Here is a 16746-nt window from a genome sequence, read left to right as displayed (position 1 = left end):
AGGCCGCGCACACCGAGCGGCCGCCGCCCGGACCGCACCCGAGGAGAGCAGATGGCCGTCGTCGTCGGATTCATCCCCACTGAGGTGGGTTTCAGGGCGCTGTCCGCTGCCCGCGACGAAGCAGAGCAGCGGGGTGGGCCGCTGATCGTGGTCAACGTGCTGCGCGAGGGGATCGGCACCGATCCCCGCCACGCCGACGAACAACAGCTCGAGATCGCTCGTGACCAGCTGCGACACTCCCGCGTACGTGTCGCCTTCCGCCAGGAGAGCACCGACGACGACATCGCCGATGTGCTGCTGCGGGTGCAGGAGGAGGAGAAGGCAGAGCTGCTGGTGCTCGGCGTGCGCCGTCACCGCGAGCTCGCCCGTCACCTGCTGGGCCTGACCGTCCAGAAGCTCCTGCTCTCCGCCGACTGCGAGGTCCTCGTCGTCTGAGCGACGTGCTGTGAGCCTGCGAACGGCAGGAGCACAGACAGACAGCAGAGCCTGAGCGACGTGCTGTGAGCCCGCGAACGGCAGGAGCACAGACAGACAGCAGAGCCTGAGCGACCGGTTCTCCCCCGGGCGCCGCCCTCGCACCGCATCTCCCGCGACCACTTCCCCGCGACGATTCTGCGCTCAAGACCTATCCGACATCTTCGGACAGGTCCTGAGCGCAGAATCGGCGAAGCGACGTCCCGCAGGCACCAGGCCGCGGCCAGGCCCACGACACAGGGCCGGGCCGGGGCATCCCGCCCCGGCCCGGCCCTGACTGCTCTGTGGATCAGGCGTTCAACGGATCGCCGCCCGGCTGCTCATCGCCCTTGGCGGTGCCCACGGCGAGCTCGATGCGCTCACCGATGGTGGTGTCGACGTTCTTCCAGTACTGCAGCGCCTTGCTCAGCACCGGCTCCTCGACCGTGCTCAGCGCACCGGAGACGGTCTCGACGAACTGGTCGCGCTGGGCGTCGTTGTACACCTCGCGCACCAGGATGCCGGGCTGGATGAAGTCGCTGTCCTCGGCGTGGAGGGTGTACGCGGCGCGCACCATCTCGCCGTCGGACTCCCAGCCGTTGTCGACCGGTCCCTGCTCGTCCTGGTAGGCACGACCGTAGGAGTTCGGTGCGTACACCGGTGCGTCCCCGCTGTGCAGGAACTGCATGAACCCTTCCTTGTCGTAGGAGTTCGTGGGGACCACCGGCTGGTTCACCGGCAGCTGGTTGAAGTTGGTGCCGATGCGGTGACGCTGGGCGTCCGGGTAGGAGAAGACGCGTCCCAGCAGCATCTTGTCCGGGGAGACGCCCGTGCCCGGCACGGTGTTGCCGGGGCTGAAGGCGGCCTGCTCGATCTGCGCGTAGTGGTTCTGCGGGTTCTTGTTCAAGGTGAACTTCCCGACCTTGATCAGCGGGTAGTCCGCGTGCGGCACCGTCTTGGTGAGGTCGAAGATGTTGAAGCGGTAGTTCTTCGCATCGTCGTAGGGGATCACCTGCACGGACATGGTCCAGCTGGGGTTCTCGCCGCGCGAGATGGCGTCGAACAGGTCGCGGCGGTGGTAGTCGCCGTCGGAGCCCGCGAGCTTCTCGGCTTCCTCATTGCTGAGGAACTCCAGGCCCTGATCGGTGTGGAAGTGGTACTTGATCCAGAACTTCTCCCCGGACTCGTTGACCCACATGTAGGTGTGCGAGCCGTAGCCGTTCATGTGGCGCCAGGACCTGGGCAGGCCGCGCTCACCCATCAGGTAGGTCACCTGGTGCGCGGACTCCGGCGAGTTGCTCCAGAAGTCCCACTGCATCTGGTTCGAGCGCAGGCCCGAATCCGGGGTGCGCTTCTGGGAGTGGATGAAGTCGGGGAACTTCATCGGGTCGCGCAGGAAGAAGATCGGGGTGTTGTTCCCGACGATGTCGAAGTTGCCCTGCTGGGTGTAGAACTTCAGCGCGAAGCCGCGCACATCGCGCCAGGTGTCGGGCGAGCCGAGCTCACCGGCGACGGTGGAGAAGCGGGCCAGCATCGGGGTCTTGCGACCGGGCTGGAACAGGTCCGCCTTGGTGTACTTCGAGACGTCCTCGGTCACCTCGAGCTCGCCGAAGGCGCCGGAGCCCTTCGCGTGCGGGCTGCGCTCCGGGACGCGCTCACGGTCGAAGCGGGCGAGCTTCTCGACCAGGGCGACGTCGTGCAGCAGCAGCGGGCCGTCGGCGCCGACGCTCAGCGAGTGCGCATCGGACTCGCGGGGGGCACCGGATTCCGTGGTGCTCGGAATCGTGGGATCAAAGTCGGTCATCTGCATCTCCTATGTGGTGGGGGATTCTGACAAGCTGTGAGAAAAAGTTCGGATACGGGGGCCGGGACGGATATCGGTGGCCGCCAGGCCGGGATCAGGGGGTGGGGGCCGCAGTGGGCCCGGTGGGGCTCGCGGCCACCGACGCTCGACAGTCCGAGCAGACGCCGCGGTAGACGACATCCGCGATCTCGATGTCGAAGCCGTGGGAGTCGTGCGGTATCAGGCAGGGGGCTGCCCCGACCGCGCACGGGATGTCCTCGAGCCGACCGCACTCGCGGCAGACCAGATGATGGTGATTGTCATGGCGGTGCAGTTCGTACTGCATGCTGCGCCCACCCACCGACACCCGACGCAGCAGATCCGCATCGGAGAGGGCGTTGAGCACGTCGTAGACCGCCTGACGGGACACGGTCCCCAGGCTCTCGCGGACGGATCGGGCGATCGTCTCGGCATCGGCATGCGGATGGGCTTCGACCGCCGCCAGCGTCGCGAGCCGCGGAGCGGTCACGCGCAGGCCCGCGCCCCGGAGGGCGGAGGTGTGAGCGGTGGTCGACATGCCTCCACCATACGCCCCTATCTGGACTATCTCAAGAAAGCGTCTGGGTCCGGTCTAGGTGATCGATGCGGTGCTGCCGGGATGCGGGAGCGCGGCGCGGTCTCGTTCGTGCTGACCAGTCCCCGAATTTGGTGATCGACGAACTCGTCATCAGCCCTGCGAAGCCGGCGGCCTGAACGGCCTCCTGAACTCCCGCCGACACGACAGCCGGAACGAACGAAGGGTCCCGTCCCTGTGTGTCACAGGAGCGGGACCCTCATTCGCGCGGAGCCGCCTAGGAGAATCGAACTCCTGACCTGTTCAGTCTGGACGGCTCGATCCAGACTCGCCAGGTACGAGCACGGAATCGACGCTCCACCAGGGCGCCCACTGACTCCAGGACCGTTGGTGACGGTAGGTCAACGTTGCTGAAGGTATGTAGTCAGTACGTACTCGTCGTACGTACCTAGGCCGGCCGGAGCCGCCGGAGCGAGTCGGCCAGGGCGGTGACGTACAGGGGCCGGCCGCGCTTCGTCTTGACGACCTCCGGCGGCAGGTGCAGCACCATGGCCTCGTCGGTCAGCTCCACCATCGCCCAGGTGATCGACGTGGCCTCCCCGACCCTCAGGCCGGTCAGCGCCTGGAGGATGGTCAGGTCGATCGCGTTGGCCTTCACGGCGATCCGGTCCTCGAGGGTGTACATGCCCTGCCTGGGCCTCTCGACGCCCTCGGCGGGGTCGAGAGTCAGCAGGTGGTCGATGACGGCGTTCCACTGCTCGAGTGTCAGCGAGACGCCCCCACGGGCCCTCTCGCGGCTCTTGCCGCCCGAGAGGTCGATGCGCTTGCCGGCGATGGGGGACGCGACGATCAGGTCGTCGCGGATCAGCTGATCCAGCACGTACTTGCCGAGCACGCTGCGTGCCTGATGGGGGGTCTCGCTGCCGTGGGTGGCAGCGATCTCCTGGAGGCACCTCTCCAGGACCCGGAAGCGGGTGCCGGAGGAGATCGTGTGCTCCTTCAGGGAGCTCTCATGCCGGTGCTCGCCGCAGTCGCCGACCAGGTAGCGCAGGACGCCGAGATAGCGCTCCTGGGACGCCTTGGCGAGCCGGGCCTCGTTGAGGGCCTTCTTGCCGACCTGCTCGATGTACTCGGTGAGCCTGTCGCGGGTCTGCCATGTCATCGGCCGGCTTGCCGCCCGGAGCCCCTCGGCCTTCTCGTGCGCCCGCCGGCGCGCCTCGCCGATCGTCCGCCCCTCGGACCGTCGCTGCTTCGTCTTCGATCCGTCCATCGGTCGATACGACCAGTCGAGCCAGTAGGTGCCGTCGGGGCGGGGTCGTCGGTGCAGACGGTGCTGGCCGCACAAAGGATCGAGTAGGTACGTCCGCTTGGGAATCGCCGGGACGGGGTGGTGGTGCGGCTGTGGCTCTCCGGGATCGGCGGCGCCAGCCTCACGGTGCCTGGTGCAGCTGTCCGCCGAGGTGCGCGGGGGGTTGCGTCGCCACGCCGGGGAGCCGGTGGCCTTCCGCGACTGAACCCGCGACTAAACTGTGGGCGGCTGCGTGACAATAGCTACGCGATGCCCGCCGCCTGCATCAGGCTCACGCCGAGGGCCTGGGCCCGCAGCGCCTGCATCCCGATGTACAGGGCGAATCCGGTGCTCAGCAGGAGCGCCACTCCTATTGCGATGTGGGCGAGAACCGCTCGGCTGCCACGGGCAGGCGAGAAATACCAGAACACGCAGGCGACCCCGGTCGCGAGCTCCAACGCGGCAGACCACTGGAATCCGGGAGCCAGGTCCGGATCGCGGATCAGCTGGAGAAAGCTGACGGTTGATATCAAACCTAAGGGGATGAAGATCAATGCCGCGATGACCGGAAACCGCTTGGTTCGGGGAAGGTTCTGCCACCAGCTCTCAAGACGCTCGCGGAACCGGGGTTGTGGGTCGTGCTCCATGCCGTGATCAGCATTCGAGGGATTGTTCACTTGCACAGGCGTCCCGCTTCCGTGAGCATCGCCGACGTGATGAGCCCAGCTCCTGCTCCGACGAGGGATCCTGCGACGGTCGGAGCGGCGGCGATGGTTGCAAGCGTCCATACGATCCCGTTTGCGTAGCCTGCGGCAGAGAGGATGTTCTTGCATGTTTCGACGCTGACGCGCTGGACTGAGATCGTGCCGGGGCTGGTGGCGGCGTTGGAGGTGAGGTCTTCGATGACTTCGTCGGGCACCGACACAACCTCGCGGTCACCGCGGCTGTTCGAGACGGTCAGAGTCTGAGATTCCACGTCGAGCTTGAAGGTGACTACGGTGCCGTCTTCGGCGGTGAGGGACTGCTCGTACTTGTTGGATGCCGTGGATGCAACTGTGGTCTCTGTCGGCGCTGAAGATCCGACGTGTGCGTTGGCCGACGCGAAACTAGCTCCAAGCGCCAGAACTGCAGTCGTCACCAGCGTGGCCGCTCTCATCGTTGAGTGGGTGCGCATGGATTCTCCTATCATCCGCACGGACGCTTTGCCGCCCGCATCCCTTGCACCGTTTCACTCGCGTCAGAGTGTTGTCAATTCTTCGAGCTGAGGCTCCAGGAATCGATGATTTACGTACCATTTGTACGTACCTGACCGCATAGCGAAGGGCCTCCGACCAGCTAAGTTGCTGGTCAGAGGCCCTTTCTGGAGCCGCCTAGGAGAATCGAACTCCTGACCTATTCATTACGAGTGAATCGCTCTACCGACTGAGCTAAGGCGGCGTGCCCGCCGGTGCACGGCGGACCGGTTCACTGTACGTGACCTGCAGGGTCCCGCGCAAAACAGGACGAGGCGATCCGTGTCACCCCGTCGGCCGGCCGCCCCGTCCGCCGGTCACCCCGTCGGCCGTCCCCCTGTCGGGCAATTTCCCGGTCGGCCGAGTCACCCCGTCGGCCGGGTGAGTGCTCAGCAGGTCATCCCGTCCTCCGGCACGGTGTCCTCGAGCAGATAGGCGTCGACCTGCTCCTCGATGCAGCCGCCGGAGCGTCCGTAGGCGGTGTGCCCATTCCCCTCGAAGGTGAGCAGCACCCCGCTCTCGAGCTGCTCGGCGAGGCTCTGCGACCACTTGTACGGGGTCGCCGGATCGCCGGTGGTTCCGATGACCACGATCGGGTCGGCGCCCGCGGCCGCGATCGGAGCCGGCTCGCGCAGCGGGGGGACCGGCCACTGGGCGCAGCCGTTCCCTCCGAAGCTCGGGCCGAAGGTCGGGAACTCCTCGGCGAGGCGCTCCGCCTCCTGCGCGACCCACTCCTCGTCAGCGGCTCCAGGACGATCCAGGCAGTTCACCGCGGTGATCGCGTAGGTCCCGTTGGTGCGGTAGCTGCCGTCCTCGGCGCGTTCGGAGGACATATCAGAGATCGAGAGCAGCAGCGAGCCATCCCCGCTCATCGCGGCAGAGAGCGCATCGCGGCCGTAGTCCCACAGCCCGTCGTCGTACATCAGCAGCATCACGGCCGAGCGGGCGAGGCTCCCGGTGAGCGGCCGGTCGGGGTCTCCGGTGCCCAGCGGGTTGGCCTCCGCTGAGTCGAAGAGGGCGAGCAGCTGCTGCTTGGCCTCCTCCTCGCTGCCCTTGAACGGGCAGCCCTCCCCCGTCTCCAGGCAGTCCGCGAGGAACGCCTCGGTGGCCCGTTCGAAGCCTTCGGCCTGACCTGCGGCGAAGTCGTTCCTGGTCGAGGTGGGGTCGACCCCGCCATCCAGCACGAAATGGCCGACTCGTGCGGGGTACAGCTCGGCATAGCTGGCGCCGAGGTAGGTCCCGTACGAATACCCCAGGTAGTCCAGCTGCTCAGAGCCGAGCGCCGCACGCAGCACGTCCATGTCACGGGCGGCGGAGTAGGTGTCGAGATAGGGCAGGACATCCTCGGAGTTCGCCTCGCAGGCCTCCGCGATCCGGGTGCCCCACTCCTCGGCGCGTCGCTGAGTCTCCGCAGCATCGGCTCCGCCGTCGGCGGCGAGGTACTCATCGGTCTCCTCATCGCTGAGGCATTCGATGCCGGCGGAGCGACTGACTCCGCGGGGGTCGAAGCCGACCAGATCATAGGCGCCGCGCACCTCAGGAGAGACCAGGTAGGGCATGCTCTCGAGGTAGTTCACCCCCGAGCCGCCGGGCCCGCCGGGGTTCGTGACCAAGGCGCCGATCCGCTCTCCCGAGGCTGCGATTCGTCCCACCGCGATCTGGATGTCCCCGGCTTCCGGATCGTTCCAGACCAGAGGCACCTCGATCGTGCCGCACTCGACATCCGTCGCCTCGACGTCCTCGCAGGGGCCCCACTCGATCTCCTGGCCGTAGTAGTCGGCATAGGCAGGATCCTCGGCGGGGTCCGTGGGAAGGTCCACGGCGGCGGAGGTGCCGAGCTCCTCGAGCGCCGGCGCGTCCGGGGCTGGCCCAGGCGCTGCCGACGTGCCGCCGCCGTCGCTCGCCCCGTCGCCGTCGTCCGGTGCCCCGTCGGGTCCGGTGCAGCCGGCCAGCAGCAGGACGGTCACCGCCGCCGCGGCGGCGACACGGGAGAGGCGGGGAGGGAGGGCAGCGACAGTCATGCGGGTTCCTTGTCCGTACGGGAAGCGGGCTGGACGAGAAGGGCGGCGGGATCCGCAGCGCGTGGACGTCACGGCGCGCGGGCAGCGCGGGGCCCGGCCATCCTAGGCCCCGCGCAGGTCCTGTTCCCTGACCGTTCAGCCGACCTCGCGCCGGTTCCAGCGCCGGATCCCGAAGACGGTCGGCACGACCACCAGGAGCAGCAGCGGCAGCAGTTCGAAGGCAGTCGCCTCCCCACCGCCGAAGAGCCCGGCAGCCGTCTGCAGATCGACCGCGCGAATGATGTCGCTGATCACCTCGGAGCCGAACACCATCGCAAGGGCTCCAGCGGTGGAGATGACGACGGGCACCCCGATCGCGGTGACCAGACCGATCACGGTGGACTGCAGCAGGATCGCCATCGCTGCGGAGAACAGCAGCGTCGCCACCATGATCGCGAGCTGGGTGGTCAGCACTCCCTCGAAGCTGGAGAAGACCGCACCGTCGCCGAGCAGCTCGCCACCGACCCAGGTGGCGGCGGCGGCAAAGCCGATGGACAGCACCATCAGCGCGAGGAACACGACGGCGGCGGCGAGCACCTTCGAGGTCAGCACCGCGAGCCTGCCAGGGCGCTGCAGCAGCGTGTTCTGGATGGACTTGTCGGACCACTCCCCCGCCACCATCATCACCGTGATCACGGGGATGATCAGGCTCAGCGGGAGGGCGATCACGATGAAGGTGAACTCCACGTCGGAGGTGCCGCCCGGCATGACAGCGGGCTGGATCAGCCCACCGAGAGCGGCGAAGCCGGCGATGGCCAGCGCGGACAGGGTCAGCAGGATCGCGGCTCCACGGGTGTCGAGGAAGCTGCGCAGGTCGATCATGGGTCTCATGGGGTGACTCCTTTGAGGTGGGTCAGTGCGGGGCGGGGTGAGTCAGGCAGAACGGGTCAGCGGAGCGGCGCCGGGGCGGGCTCGGGGACCGCAGCGATCTCCGAGGCCATGGCGGTGCTCGCGGGCTCCGTACCGACGGGCTGTTCGGTCCCGCCGGTGAGGGCGAAGAAGAGGTCCTCGAGCCCGCCGCCGGAGGTCGCACCCAGGGAGGTGAGCACCAGCTGCTCCCGCAGTGCCAGGCGACCCATGTCCTCGGGGGCGAGGCTCACTTCGAGATCGGCGCCGAGGCGCTGCTCATAAGCGATCCCGTGCTTGTCCAGAGCCTTCAGGAGCGCGGCGGGGTCCAGCGCGGTGACGCGGGTCCCGGCGCCCGAGCCGGCGGTCAGCTCCTCGAGGGTGCCCTCGCGCACCAGGCGGCCCTGGGAGATGACCACCAGCCGGTCCACCGTCGCCTCGACCTCGCGCAGCTGGTGGCTGGAGAGCAGCACCGTGCCGCCGGCGTCGGCGAAGGAGCGCAGCAGACGGCGCATCCACCGGATCCCCTCGGGGTCCAGGCCGTTCGCGGGCTCATCGAGGACCAGCACGGCAGGATCGCCGATCAGCGCGACTCCGATCCCGAGCCGCTGGCGCATGCCGTAGGAGTAGCCGCCCACACGCTTGCCGCCGGCATCCTGGAGGCCCACCTGCGCGAGCACCTCGTCGGCCCGGGAGGCGGGCATGCCGACCGTTCTGGCGGTCAGGCGCAGAGTTTCCAGGCCGGTACGGCCGCCATGCAGGGCGCGGGCATCGAGCATCACCCCGATGGTGCGCGCGGGATGGGAGAGCCGACGATAGTTCTCCCCGCCGACGAGCGCTTCGCCGGCGTCGGCCTGCGCGAGCCCGGTGAGGATGCGCAGAGTGGTGGACTTGCCGGCGCCGTTGGGGCCGAGGAATCCGGTGACGCTGCCGGGATGGCACACGAAGCTGAGGTCGTCGACGGCGGCGCGCTCGCCGTAGCGCTTGGTCACGCCGCGCACCTCGAGGGTGGGGCCGGAGGATGCGGAAGAAGGGGTCGTGTTGCTCATGGCACGAGACTCCTCCTGCAGTCCGCGGTCAAGACAGCGCCGCGGGTCCAGGCAGGAGGCGACGAAGGTCGCGCCGCGGGCGGCCTGCGGGACGGGCAGGGGCGACCTCCGTCGATCCCGTCCCCGACCTGGGGCGAAGGCCGAGCATCCGGTGCCATCTCCGGCAGGCCGTCACGAGCTGCACGATTACAGTGGCCACGTGGATGAACTGGGTGCCCCGAAGCGGCAGCGCTGGCAGGAGGCGCTCGTCCTCGCCGTCGTGGCGGCCGAGGCGATAGCGGGGGTGGTCTTCGCGACCTCTTCGATCGAGCTGTGGCGCGCTGGGCTGACGCTCGTGCTCGGCGGTGCTCTGCTGCTCCGCCATCGGCACTGGCGCTGGCTGCTTCCTGTGCTGCTGGTGCTGAACACCGCAGCGATGTCGGTCTCGGTGCTGATCATCGTCGTCTACTGCTTCGCGACTCGCAGCCACTATCGCCTGCTGACCCTGCTGATCGCGGTGCTGGCCGTGTCGTCGGGGGCGGTGTCCTCGCTGATCTGGACCGGGACCAGCCTGTACCTGGGACTCACCGGGCTGGTGGTGAGCACGCTGATCGTCGCCGCCTCGGCCGCGACCGGAATGTACACCTCGACCCGCCGGGCACTGCTCAGTCAGCTCCAGCAGCGCGCGGAGCAGGCGGAGTCCGGGCGCACCGTCGCGGAGGAGCAGGCCCGACGCGCCGAGCGCACGCGCATCGCCCGCGAGATGCACGACATCGTCGCGCACAAGATCTCGCTGGTCGCCCTGCAGGCCGGCGCTCTCGAGGTGAACCCGAACCTCGATCGCGCTCAGGTGCAGCAGTCCGCAGCGTTGATCAGGCAGACCGCCACCACGGCGCTCTCGGAGCTGCGGGAGGTGCTGGGTGTGCTGCGCGGCGATGGCGAGGAAGCACCGCTGGCCCCGCAGCCGACCTGGGAGGACGTGCGCCGCCTGGTGATCACCTCGCAGGATGCCGGCATCTCCGTGGACCTCTTCGATTTCATCGACGACCCGGTCCCCGACCCGCTCGCGCGCACCGCCTACCGGGTGGTGCAGGAGGGGCTGACCAACATCCACAAGCACGCTCTGCACACCAAGGCGCGGGTGGCGCTGATCGGCGAACCCGGCACCGAGCTGGTGATCGAGGTCAGTAATGTTCTCCCCAAGGGGTTCATGACAGATCTGCCCGGGGCCCGTATGGGCCTTTCGGGCATCGAAACCCGCGTCACGCACGCGGGCGGAACCATCGCGTCGGGCCCCACCGACGACGGACGCTTCGAAGTAAGGGCGGTGATCCCGTGGCCGACGGCGACGTGACACGTGTAGGACTGATCGATGACGACTCCCTGGTGCGCGCCGGGCTGGCGATGATCCTGGGCGCTGACCCGGCCATCGAGGTGGTGGGTCAGGGCAGCGACGGCGCGGAGGCGGTCACGCTGGTCCAGAAGCACCGCCCGGACGTGCTGCTGATGGATGTGCGTATGCCGAAGCTCGACGGGATCGCCGCGACCCGTGCGGTCTGCGCTCTGCCGAACCCGCCCAAGATCATCATGCTCACCACGTTCGACATGGATGAGTACGTCTTCGAGGCGCTCGAGGCCGGCGCCAGCGGCTTCCTGCTCAAGGACACCCCGCCCCAGGACCTCGCCCGCGCGGTCCATGTCGTCGCCGGCGGCGAGGCCATGCTCTCCCCCACCGTCACCCGACGGATGCTCTCGCATTTCTCCGACGCCAATCCGGGCTCGCGTCAGGAGCAGCACCCCGGCCTCGACCAGCTCACCGAGCGGGAGACCGAGGTGCTGGGCGCGGTCGGTGCAGGACTGTCCAATGCGCAGATCGGAATGCGGCTGTTCATGAGCGAGGCGACCGTGAAGGCGCACGTCTCGAAGATCTTCGCGAAGCTCGACTGCACCAACCGAGTGCAGATCGCGATCATCGCCCACGAGGCCGGGCTCACGGATCTCGACACCGACCAGGTCTGACGCGCGGCGGCCAGCCGGGCTGTGGTCTGCGGGGCGGTGGTCAGCCGGGCTGTGGCCAGCCGGGCTGCGGACTGCCGGGCTGTGGTCAGCCCCAGCCCAGCTCGTGGAGGCGGGCGTCGCTGATCCCGAACAGGTGGCCGAGCTCGTGCAGCACGGTCACTGCGATCTCCCGGACCAGGTGTTCACGGGAGATGGCGTGGCGCTGCAGCGGGCCGCGGAAGATGAAGATCCGATCCGGTTGGGCGTAGCCGTCGAACACCGAGCGCTGGTCCAGCGGGATCCCCTCATACAGGCCCAGCAGTTCACGGCCGCCGGCCTGCTCGGGGAGCGGCTCCTCCTCCACCAGGATCACCACGTTCGCCTCGGCGATGGCGCGCGCGATCTCTTCGGGCAGCGAGTCCAGCGCGTCGTCGACCGCTTCCTCGAACTCCTCGCGACTGATCCGCATCATGCAGCCATCGAACCACGCGCGGATCGGGCATGGTGGGCTGAGCGGAGGAAGTGACCTGAAAGCCCTCCACGGCACCGGATCGTGTCGGATAGGACGCATCCATGCCGAACTCGGAGGCAAGGACCGCCAGAGATGGGTATGCTTTTCGTCGGACAGTTCTGCTGCCCGGGCCCCCATCGTCCAGTGGCCTAGGACACCGGCCTTTCACGCCGGCGACACGGGTTCGAATCCCGTTGGGGGTACTTCGCTCAAGGTGCGACGGAAACGTCCGGACCAGGCGAAACGGAAGTGCGAGACGGCTCACAACCAGTTTGGTCGAGAGCCCCCAGGACATCCGGTAGAGTTGTTCGAGTCGAAGCGAGTACGAGAAGCGCACAGACACGCATGGCCCTGTAGCTCAGTTGGTTAGAGTGCCGCCCTGTCACGGCGGAGGTCGCCGGTTCAAGCCCGGTCAGGGTCGCCCTCGAAAGAAGGCCTCGGAATATCATTCCGGGGCCTTCTTCGTTTCTCAGCTCACCCGACGCCACCCGCGCGGTGCGCCACCTGCTCCCCTACGCTCGAGGGATGAGCACCACTCTTCAGAACCACCGCATCCGCCTCGCCTCACGGCCCCACGGCGAGCCCGTCGCCGCCGACTTCACGCACGATGTGACCGAGGTCCCCTCCCCTGAAGCGGGTCAGGTCCTGCTGCGCACCCGATATGTATCCCTGGATCCGTACGTCCGCGGCCGCATGAGCGATGCGAAGTCCTACGCCGCACCGATGGCGGTCGGCGACGTGATCGTCGGCGGCACCGTCTCCGAGGTGGTCGAGTCCGCAGCTGAAGGCTTCGCCCCGGGCGACACCGTCCTCTCCTACGGCGGCTGGCAGGAGTACAGCCTCGAACCCGCCGCGCAGCTGCGCCGCCTCGACCCTGCCGCCGCACCGGTGACCACGGCCCTGGGCGTGCTGGGCATGCCCGGTTTCACCGCCTACGCGGGTCTGCTCGCGATCGGGAAGCCCCAGCCCGGGGAGACCGTCGCCGTCGCAGCGGCCACCGGTCCGGTCGGCTCTGCCGTCGGCCAGATCGCCAAGATCCACGGCGCCCGCGCGATCGGCATCGCCGGCGGGAAGCAGAAAGTCGCCCGCCTGCGCGAGCTCGGCTTCGACGCAGCGCTCGACCACCGGGCCCCGGACCTGGCCGGCACACTCGCCGCGGCCGCACCCGACGGCATCGACGTCTACTTCGAGAACGTCGGCGGCACGGTCTGGGATGCGGTGCTGCCGCAGCTCAACAAGTTCGCACGGGTGCCAGTGTGCGGGCTGGCCGCGCACTACAACGCCACCTCGCTGCCGGACGGTCCCGACCGCAGCGCACAGCAGATGCAGGCAGTGCTCTCGAAGAGCCTCACCCTGCGCGGCTTCATCCAGAACGAGTTCGCCCCATCGATGTTCGAGGACTTCCTGCGGGACATGACCGGGTGGCTCGCCTCCGGGCAGGTGCAGCACACCGAGGACATCACCGTGGGGCTCGACCGTGCACCCGAGGCGTTCGCGGGCATGCTGCGCGGCCAGAACTTCGGCAAGGCCATCGTCCAGGTCTCCTGAGCGTCACCATCGACCCGGCCAGGTCGCGTGGCGTGCCTTACACCGCCCAGATCTGGTGAGGTGAGGACCCCTCCCAGCTGGTACTCTGTTCCCTGGTCGTCTCGGCGGCCGCGGCTCTGTAGCTCAGTTGGTAGAGCGTTCGACTGAAAATCGAAAGGTCACCGGATCGACGCCGGTCGGAGCCACCACCACGAAGCCCCCTGGTCCGCCAGGGGGCTTCGTCATTTCGGGGGTACGGACCGCTCGTCTTGTGCCCGGCACCTAGGCCGCCATACCGTCAGCCTGGTGCACCGACCCAACGTTCTCCCACTCCTCCACGCCGAGCGTCTCGCTCTCGCCGAGGCACTGCGGGACGTGCCCGACGCGGACTGGGCGCACGCCTCGCTCTGCGCGGGCTGGACTGTGCAAGACGTTCTGACGCACCTCACCGCCGCGGCCCGCACGGCGACCATCCCTTGGCTGCTGAACATGGCGGCCACGAGGTTCGACACCGACCAGCACAACCAACGACTGCTGCGCCGGCACCAGGCAGCCGACCCCGCCGGGACCCTCGGAGCCTTCCGCACCTCTGCAGCTTCCTCTGCGGCACCGTTCGGGGCACTGGAAGGAATGCTCGGAGAGGTCATCGTGCATGGCCAGGACATCGCTCGGCCGCTCTGCCTGCCGCTGGTGCCGTCCCCCGAAGCGGTGCGTGTCGTGGCCGAGTTCTTCGTGAGCAAGGACTTCGCCGTCAACAGCAGCACGCTGGTGCGCGGCCTGCGCCTGGAAGCGACCGATGACGATCTGGTCCTCGGAGAGGGGCCGGTGGTCCAGGGAACGCTGCTGAACCTCGTCATGGCGATGGCAGGGCGGGTCATCGTGCTCGACGCGCTGCAGGGCGAGGGCGTCGTGGTGCTCCGGGAGCGGCTGCTGTCCTCATAATCGATCCCGGGTTCCCTCGTTCACGACAATGTGTGAACTCTGGAGGCGGCACGGGACAGGTGTCACTCTCATGAGCGCGCCGCCAGATCACGCTCCGTGTACCGGGCCGCAGGTGCATCAGGTCAGGAGCAGCCACGTCGATCACTGCGCCTTGGACGCGAGCTGGCGCCAGGGAGCACGCTCCGGACATATAGGCAGTGCGTGCTCCCTATCGCCCGTCCCCGACCATCCTGCCCGCCACCGTCGTGTCCCTCGGTCGTCTCCCGGTCCGCGCCAGGAGAACGGCGGAGACGGCTCAGTCGTCCTCGGTCTCGTCCGGCAGGTCCAGATCGACCATCTCCCGTTCGGCTTCGACGGCCGCGACGATCTCTTCGACGGCCTCGTCGAGCGACATCTGGCTGGTGTCGATGATCAGGTGGTAGCGGCCGTCGTCGGTCGGCTCCCACTGCATGAGCCGGCGAGACATCCGCGGCCGCATGCGGTCCTCGCGCACCTGCCGCTGCTCGGCGAGCTCACGGGAGATCCCGTAGTCCGTCGCGGCACGTTCGACCCGGTCCTCGACCTCTCCGATCATTCGGATGTGGACCGCGCCGCGCATGTTGTCGAGGATCGCGGTCGCGTCCCGTCCCAGCACCACGCCGCCGAAGCCCTTCACCAGGCCGACGACTTCATCAATGTTCTTGGAGACCATGTTGGTGCCCGCCTGCGCGTCGCCGGACTCGGTGGCGACGTTGACGTCCATCCCCGGCCAGGAGAAGGAGTGCAACCAGCGCAGGGACTTGCCGGTGGTGTCCTCGGCGAGAACCTTCGCGTTCGAGGAGGAGGCCCGTTCGAGGTCCTCCGAGCTGAACGCGAGGCCCGCGTACGGCACCCCGAGCTTCTCGGCGACACGCGGGGCCACATAGGCGGCGCCGGCACCGTACATCTCGTTGAGGGTGACCACCGGGCGACGAGCGATGAGCTGGTCGCCGCGGGGCGTGAGGACCACGGCCGCATCGTGCGCGGTCTCCCCGAGGGCGCTGCGCGCGCGCCGCCGGTGGAGGTCCTGAACGATCCCGGAGTGCTCCTTGGCGGTCAGCGGATACACCAGCATCAGCAGCACCGCGATCAGGCACAGCACTGCGGGCGCCCAACCGGCGGCGACCTTGATGCCCTGCACTGCCTGGTCGGTCTGGTCCGGTGCGCCGGAGACATAGCCGAAGGCGGCGATGATCGCGCCGCCGAGGAAGCCGCCGATGCCCTGACCGGTCTTTCGGACGAAGGAGAGGATCGAGTAGCTGCCGGCCTCGGCACGGGTGCCGGTCTTCCACTCGCCGTAGTCGACGGTGTCAGCCTGCATCGAGAACATCAGCGCGTTGGTCCCGCCGAAGCCGATGCCGTAGATGAGGAAGGCGAACATCGCGATCGGCAGGTTCCCCGTCGGCGTGAGCCCGATGATGACCAGGCCCAGCACGGCGAACAGCGCGAGCCCCACGTAGCCGGTGCGCTTGCCGAACCGCTCGGAGACCCGCGGGATCACCGAGGCGATCGCGATGGTGCCGACGGTCTGGAAGACGTACAGGAGCGTGAAGTATCCGGCGCCGCCCACCACGTCGCGGGCGTAGTACATCATCACCGCGTTCATGGTGAACGAGCCGGCGAGCAGGAACATCGCGCCCAGGCAGAGGATGATCAACGGCTTGTTCTGCCGCACCATCGCCAGGGTGGTGCGCAGGGTGACCGTGCCCGTGCTGGCCGGGACGACCTCCTCGGTGTTCTTGAAGCAGACCCAGTAGAAGACCAGTGCCAGGGCGGCGAGCGCGAGAGTGGCGAGTGTGAAGGTCATCCGAATGCCGTCGACCGTCGTGTCCTCGAACTGCGGGGAGAGCACCAGTGAGAGCACCACACCGGTGACCGCGCCGCCGATGGAGCGGGCACCCGCGAGGCGGGAGCGGTCGGTGGCGTTCTCCGTCATCGCCGCGGACAGTGAGCCGTAGGGGATGTTCACGAACGAGTAGCAGAGCTGGAAGGCCGCGTCGAACAGCAGGATCCAAGCGACGGTCGCCATCGGGCCGAGCGACGCCGGGGTGCTGAACAGCGCCACCAGGGAGATCGCGAGGAAAGGGCTGACCCAGATCAGCCAGGGGCGCAGACGCCCGTGCTTGGTCTGCTTGCGGCCGACGGTGTTGCCGGCGAACAGGTCGGTCACCCCGGCCCAGACCTTGGTGACGCCGTAGATGGCGCCGGCGATCCCTGCAGAGACCCCGGCGATATCCGTCATGTAGACCATGAGGAACAGGGAGGTCATCTGGAAGGCGACGTTGTTGGCGACGTCGCCCATCGCGTAGCCGACGACCCGTCTGCGCGGCAGGATGTCCGTGGTGCTCGGTGCGGCAGCGGGTGCGCTCGCCATGCGGGGGCCTTCTCTCAGATGCCTCGTCCCGGCAGGTGCTTGCCGCACCCCCTGGGCTGGACGCGCAGCAATGCGCGGAGGCCGGGGAGCGGTCATCACCGAGGGACCGTGA

General features: G+C 68.2%; 15 protein-coding genes and 4 tRNA genes. 8 read left to right on the top strand and 11 right to left on the bottom strand.

Translation table 11 applies throughout. From position 1 onward, the window contains the following. Positions 1-51: 51 nt before the first annotated feature. Positions 52-435, top strand: a complete 384-nt coding sequence (locus tag ABD893_RS05665; RefSeq protein ID WP_345076641.1) for a universal stress protein — start codon at positions 52-54, stop codon at positions 433-435. Positions 436-763: 328 nt separating this feature from the next. Here the strand turns inward: ABD893_RS05665 and ABD893_RS05660 are convergent, their stop codons facing one another. The 9 genes from ABD893_RS05660 to ABD893_RS05620 form a co-directional block, all read right to left on the bottom strand. Continuing rightward, positions 764-2257 (bottom strand): catalase, encoded by a 1494-nt coding sequence (locus tag ABD893_RS05660; protein ID WP_345076638.1) that lies wholly within the window; start codon positions 2255-2257, stop codon positions 764-766. A gap of 94 nt (positions 2258-2351) precedes the next feature. Further along, positions 2352-2813, bottom strand: coding sequence for a Fur family transcriptional regulator (locus tag ABD893_RS05655; RefSeq protein ID WP_345076635.1), 462 nt, complete (start codon positions 2811-2813; stop codon positions 2352-2354). A gap of 445 nt (positions 2814-3258) precedes the next feature. Further along, positions 3259-4080 (bottom strand): hypothetical protein, encoded by an 822-nt coding sequence (locus ABD893_RS05650; RefSeq protein WP_345076632.1) that lies wholly within the window; start codon positions 4078-4080, stop codon positions 3259-3261. 281 nt (positions 4081-4361) lie between these two features. Next, positions 4362-4745: a hypothetical protein gene (locus ABD893_RS05645; RefSeq protein WP_345076629.1), complete on the bottom strand. Its 384-nt coding sequence runs from the start codon at positions 4743-4745 to the stop codon at positions 4362-4364. 26 nt (positions 4746-4771) lie between these two features. Next, positions 4772-5272 (bottom strand): hypothetical protein, encoded by a 501-nt coding sequence (locus ABD893_RS05640; RefSeq protein ID WP_345076626.1) that lies wholly within the window; start codon positions 5270-5272, stop codon positions 4772-4774. A 187-nt stretch (positions 5273-5459) separates the two neighbouring features. Further along, positions 5460-5535, bottom strand: a tRNA-Thr gene (locus tag ABD893_RS05635). A 184-nt stretch (positions 5536-5719) separates the two neighbouring features. Continuing rightward, the gene (locus ABD893_RS05630; protein ID WP_345076623.1) at positions 5720-7351 is read right to left on the bottom strand and encodes an alpha/beta hydrolase; all 1632 of its coding nucleotides are present in this window, start codon (positions 7349-7351) and stop codon (positions 5720-5722) included. 135 nt (positions 7352-7486) lie between these two features. Then, positions 7487-8221, bottom strand: coding sequence for an ABC transporter permease (locus ABD893_RS05625; RefSeq protein ID WP_345076620.1), 735 nt, complete (start codon positions 8219-8221; stop codon positions 7487-7489). Positions 8222-8277: 56 nt separating this feature from the next. Continuing rightward, positions 8278-9285, bottom strand: a complete 1008-nt coding sequence (locus ABD893_RS05620; RefSeq protein ID WP_345076617.1) for an ABC transporter ATP-binding protein — start codon at positions 9283-9285, stop codon at positions 8278-8280. A 199-nt stretch (positions 9286-9484) separates the two neighbouring features. On the opposite strand from ABD893_RS05620, the gene ABD893_RS05615 reads away from it, so the two are divergent. Both ABD893_RS05615 and ABD893_RS05610 read left to right on the top strand, forming a co-directional pair. Beyond that, on the top strand, positions 9485-10618 hold the full coding sequence (locus ABD893_RS05615) for a sensor histidine kinase (protein ID WP_345076614.1): 1134 nt from the start codon (positions 9485-9487) through the stop codon (positions 10616-10618). Continuing rightward, a complete protein-coding gene (locus ABD893_RS05610; protein WP_425548345.1) occupies positions 10615-11283 on the top strand; it encodes a response regulator in 669 nt (222 codons plus the stop codon). Before ABD893_RS05615 ends, ABD893_RS05610 begins: the two co-directional genes overlap by 4 nt. 85 nt (positions 11284-11368) lie before the next feature. On the opposite strand, the gene ABD893_RS05605 is transcribed toward ABD893_RS05610, so the two are convergent. After that, positions 11369-11734, bottom strand: a complete 366-nt coding sequence (locus tag ABD893_RS05605) for a metallopeptidase family protein (protein WP_345076608.1) — start codon at positions 11732-11734, stop codon at positions 11369-11371. Between the two features lie 169 nt (positions 11735-11903). On the opposite strand from ABD893_RS05605, the gene ABD893_RS05600 reads away from it, so the two are divergent. From ABD893_RS05600 to ABD893_RS05580, 5 genes are all read left to right on the top strand, one after another. After that, positions 11904-11976: transfer RNA gene (locus tag ABD893_RS05600), tRNA-Glu, on the top strand. A 144-nt stretch (positions 11977-12120) separates the two neighbouring features. Then, positions 12121-12194, top strand: a tRNA-Asp gene (locus tag ABD893_RS05595). Between the two features lie 104 nt (positions 12195-12298). Further along, positions 12299-13321 carry an NADP-dependent oxidoreductase gene (locus ABD893_RS05590; protein ID WP_345076605.1) on the top strand — a complete coding sequence of 341 codons (1023 nt, stop codon included), beginning with the start codon at positions 12299-12301 and terminating at the stop codon, positions 13319-13321. A gap of 112 nt (positions 13322-13433) precedes the next feature. Next, positions 13434-13509 (top strand) — tRNA-Phe (locus tag ABD893_RS05585). A 97-nt stretch (positions 13510-13606) separates the two neighbouring features. Next, a complete protein-coding gene (locus tag ABD893_RS05580) occupies positions 13607-14242 on the top strand; it encodes a maleylpyruvate isomerase family mycothiol-dependent enzyme (protein WP_345076602.1) in 636 nt (211 codons plus the stop codon). A gap of 295 nt (positions 14243-14537) precedes the next feature. Here ABD893_RS05580 and ABD893_RS05575 read toward each other — a convergent pair whose 3' ends face one another. Next, positions 14538-16634, bottom strand: coding sequence for a glycoside-pentoside-hexuronide (GPH):cation symporter (locus tag ABD893_RS05575; protein WP_345076599.1), 2097 nt, complete (start codon positions 16632-16634; stop codon positions 14538-14540). Between the last annotated feature and the right edge of the window lie 112 nt (positions 16635-16746).

Origin of the sequence: Brachybacterium paraconglomeratum, assembly GCF_039541415.1 — a bacterium.
Lineage (GTDB): Bacteria > Actinomycetota > Actinomycetes > Actinomycetales > Dermabacteraceae > Brachybacterium > Brachybacterium paraconglomeratum_A.
Note: the sequence above shows the minus strand (reverse complement) of the source record. Positions and strands in the feature narration are given on the sequence as shown.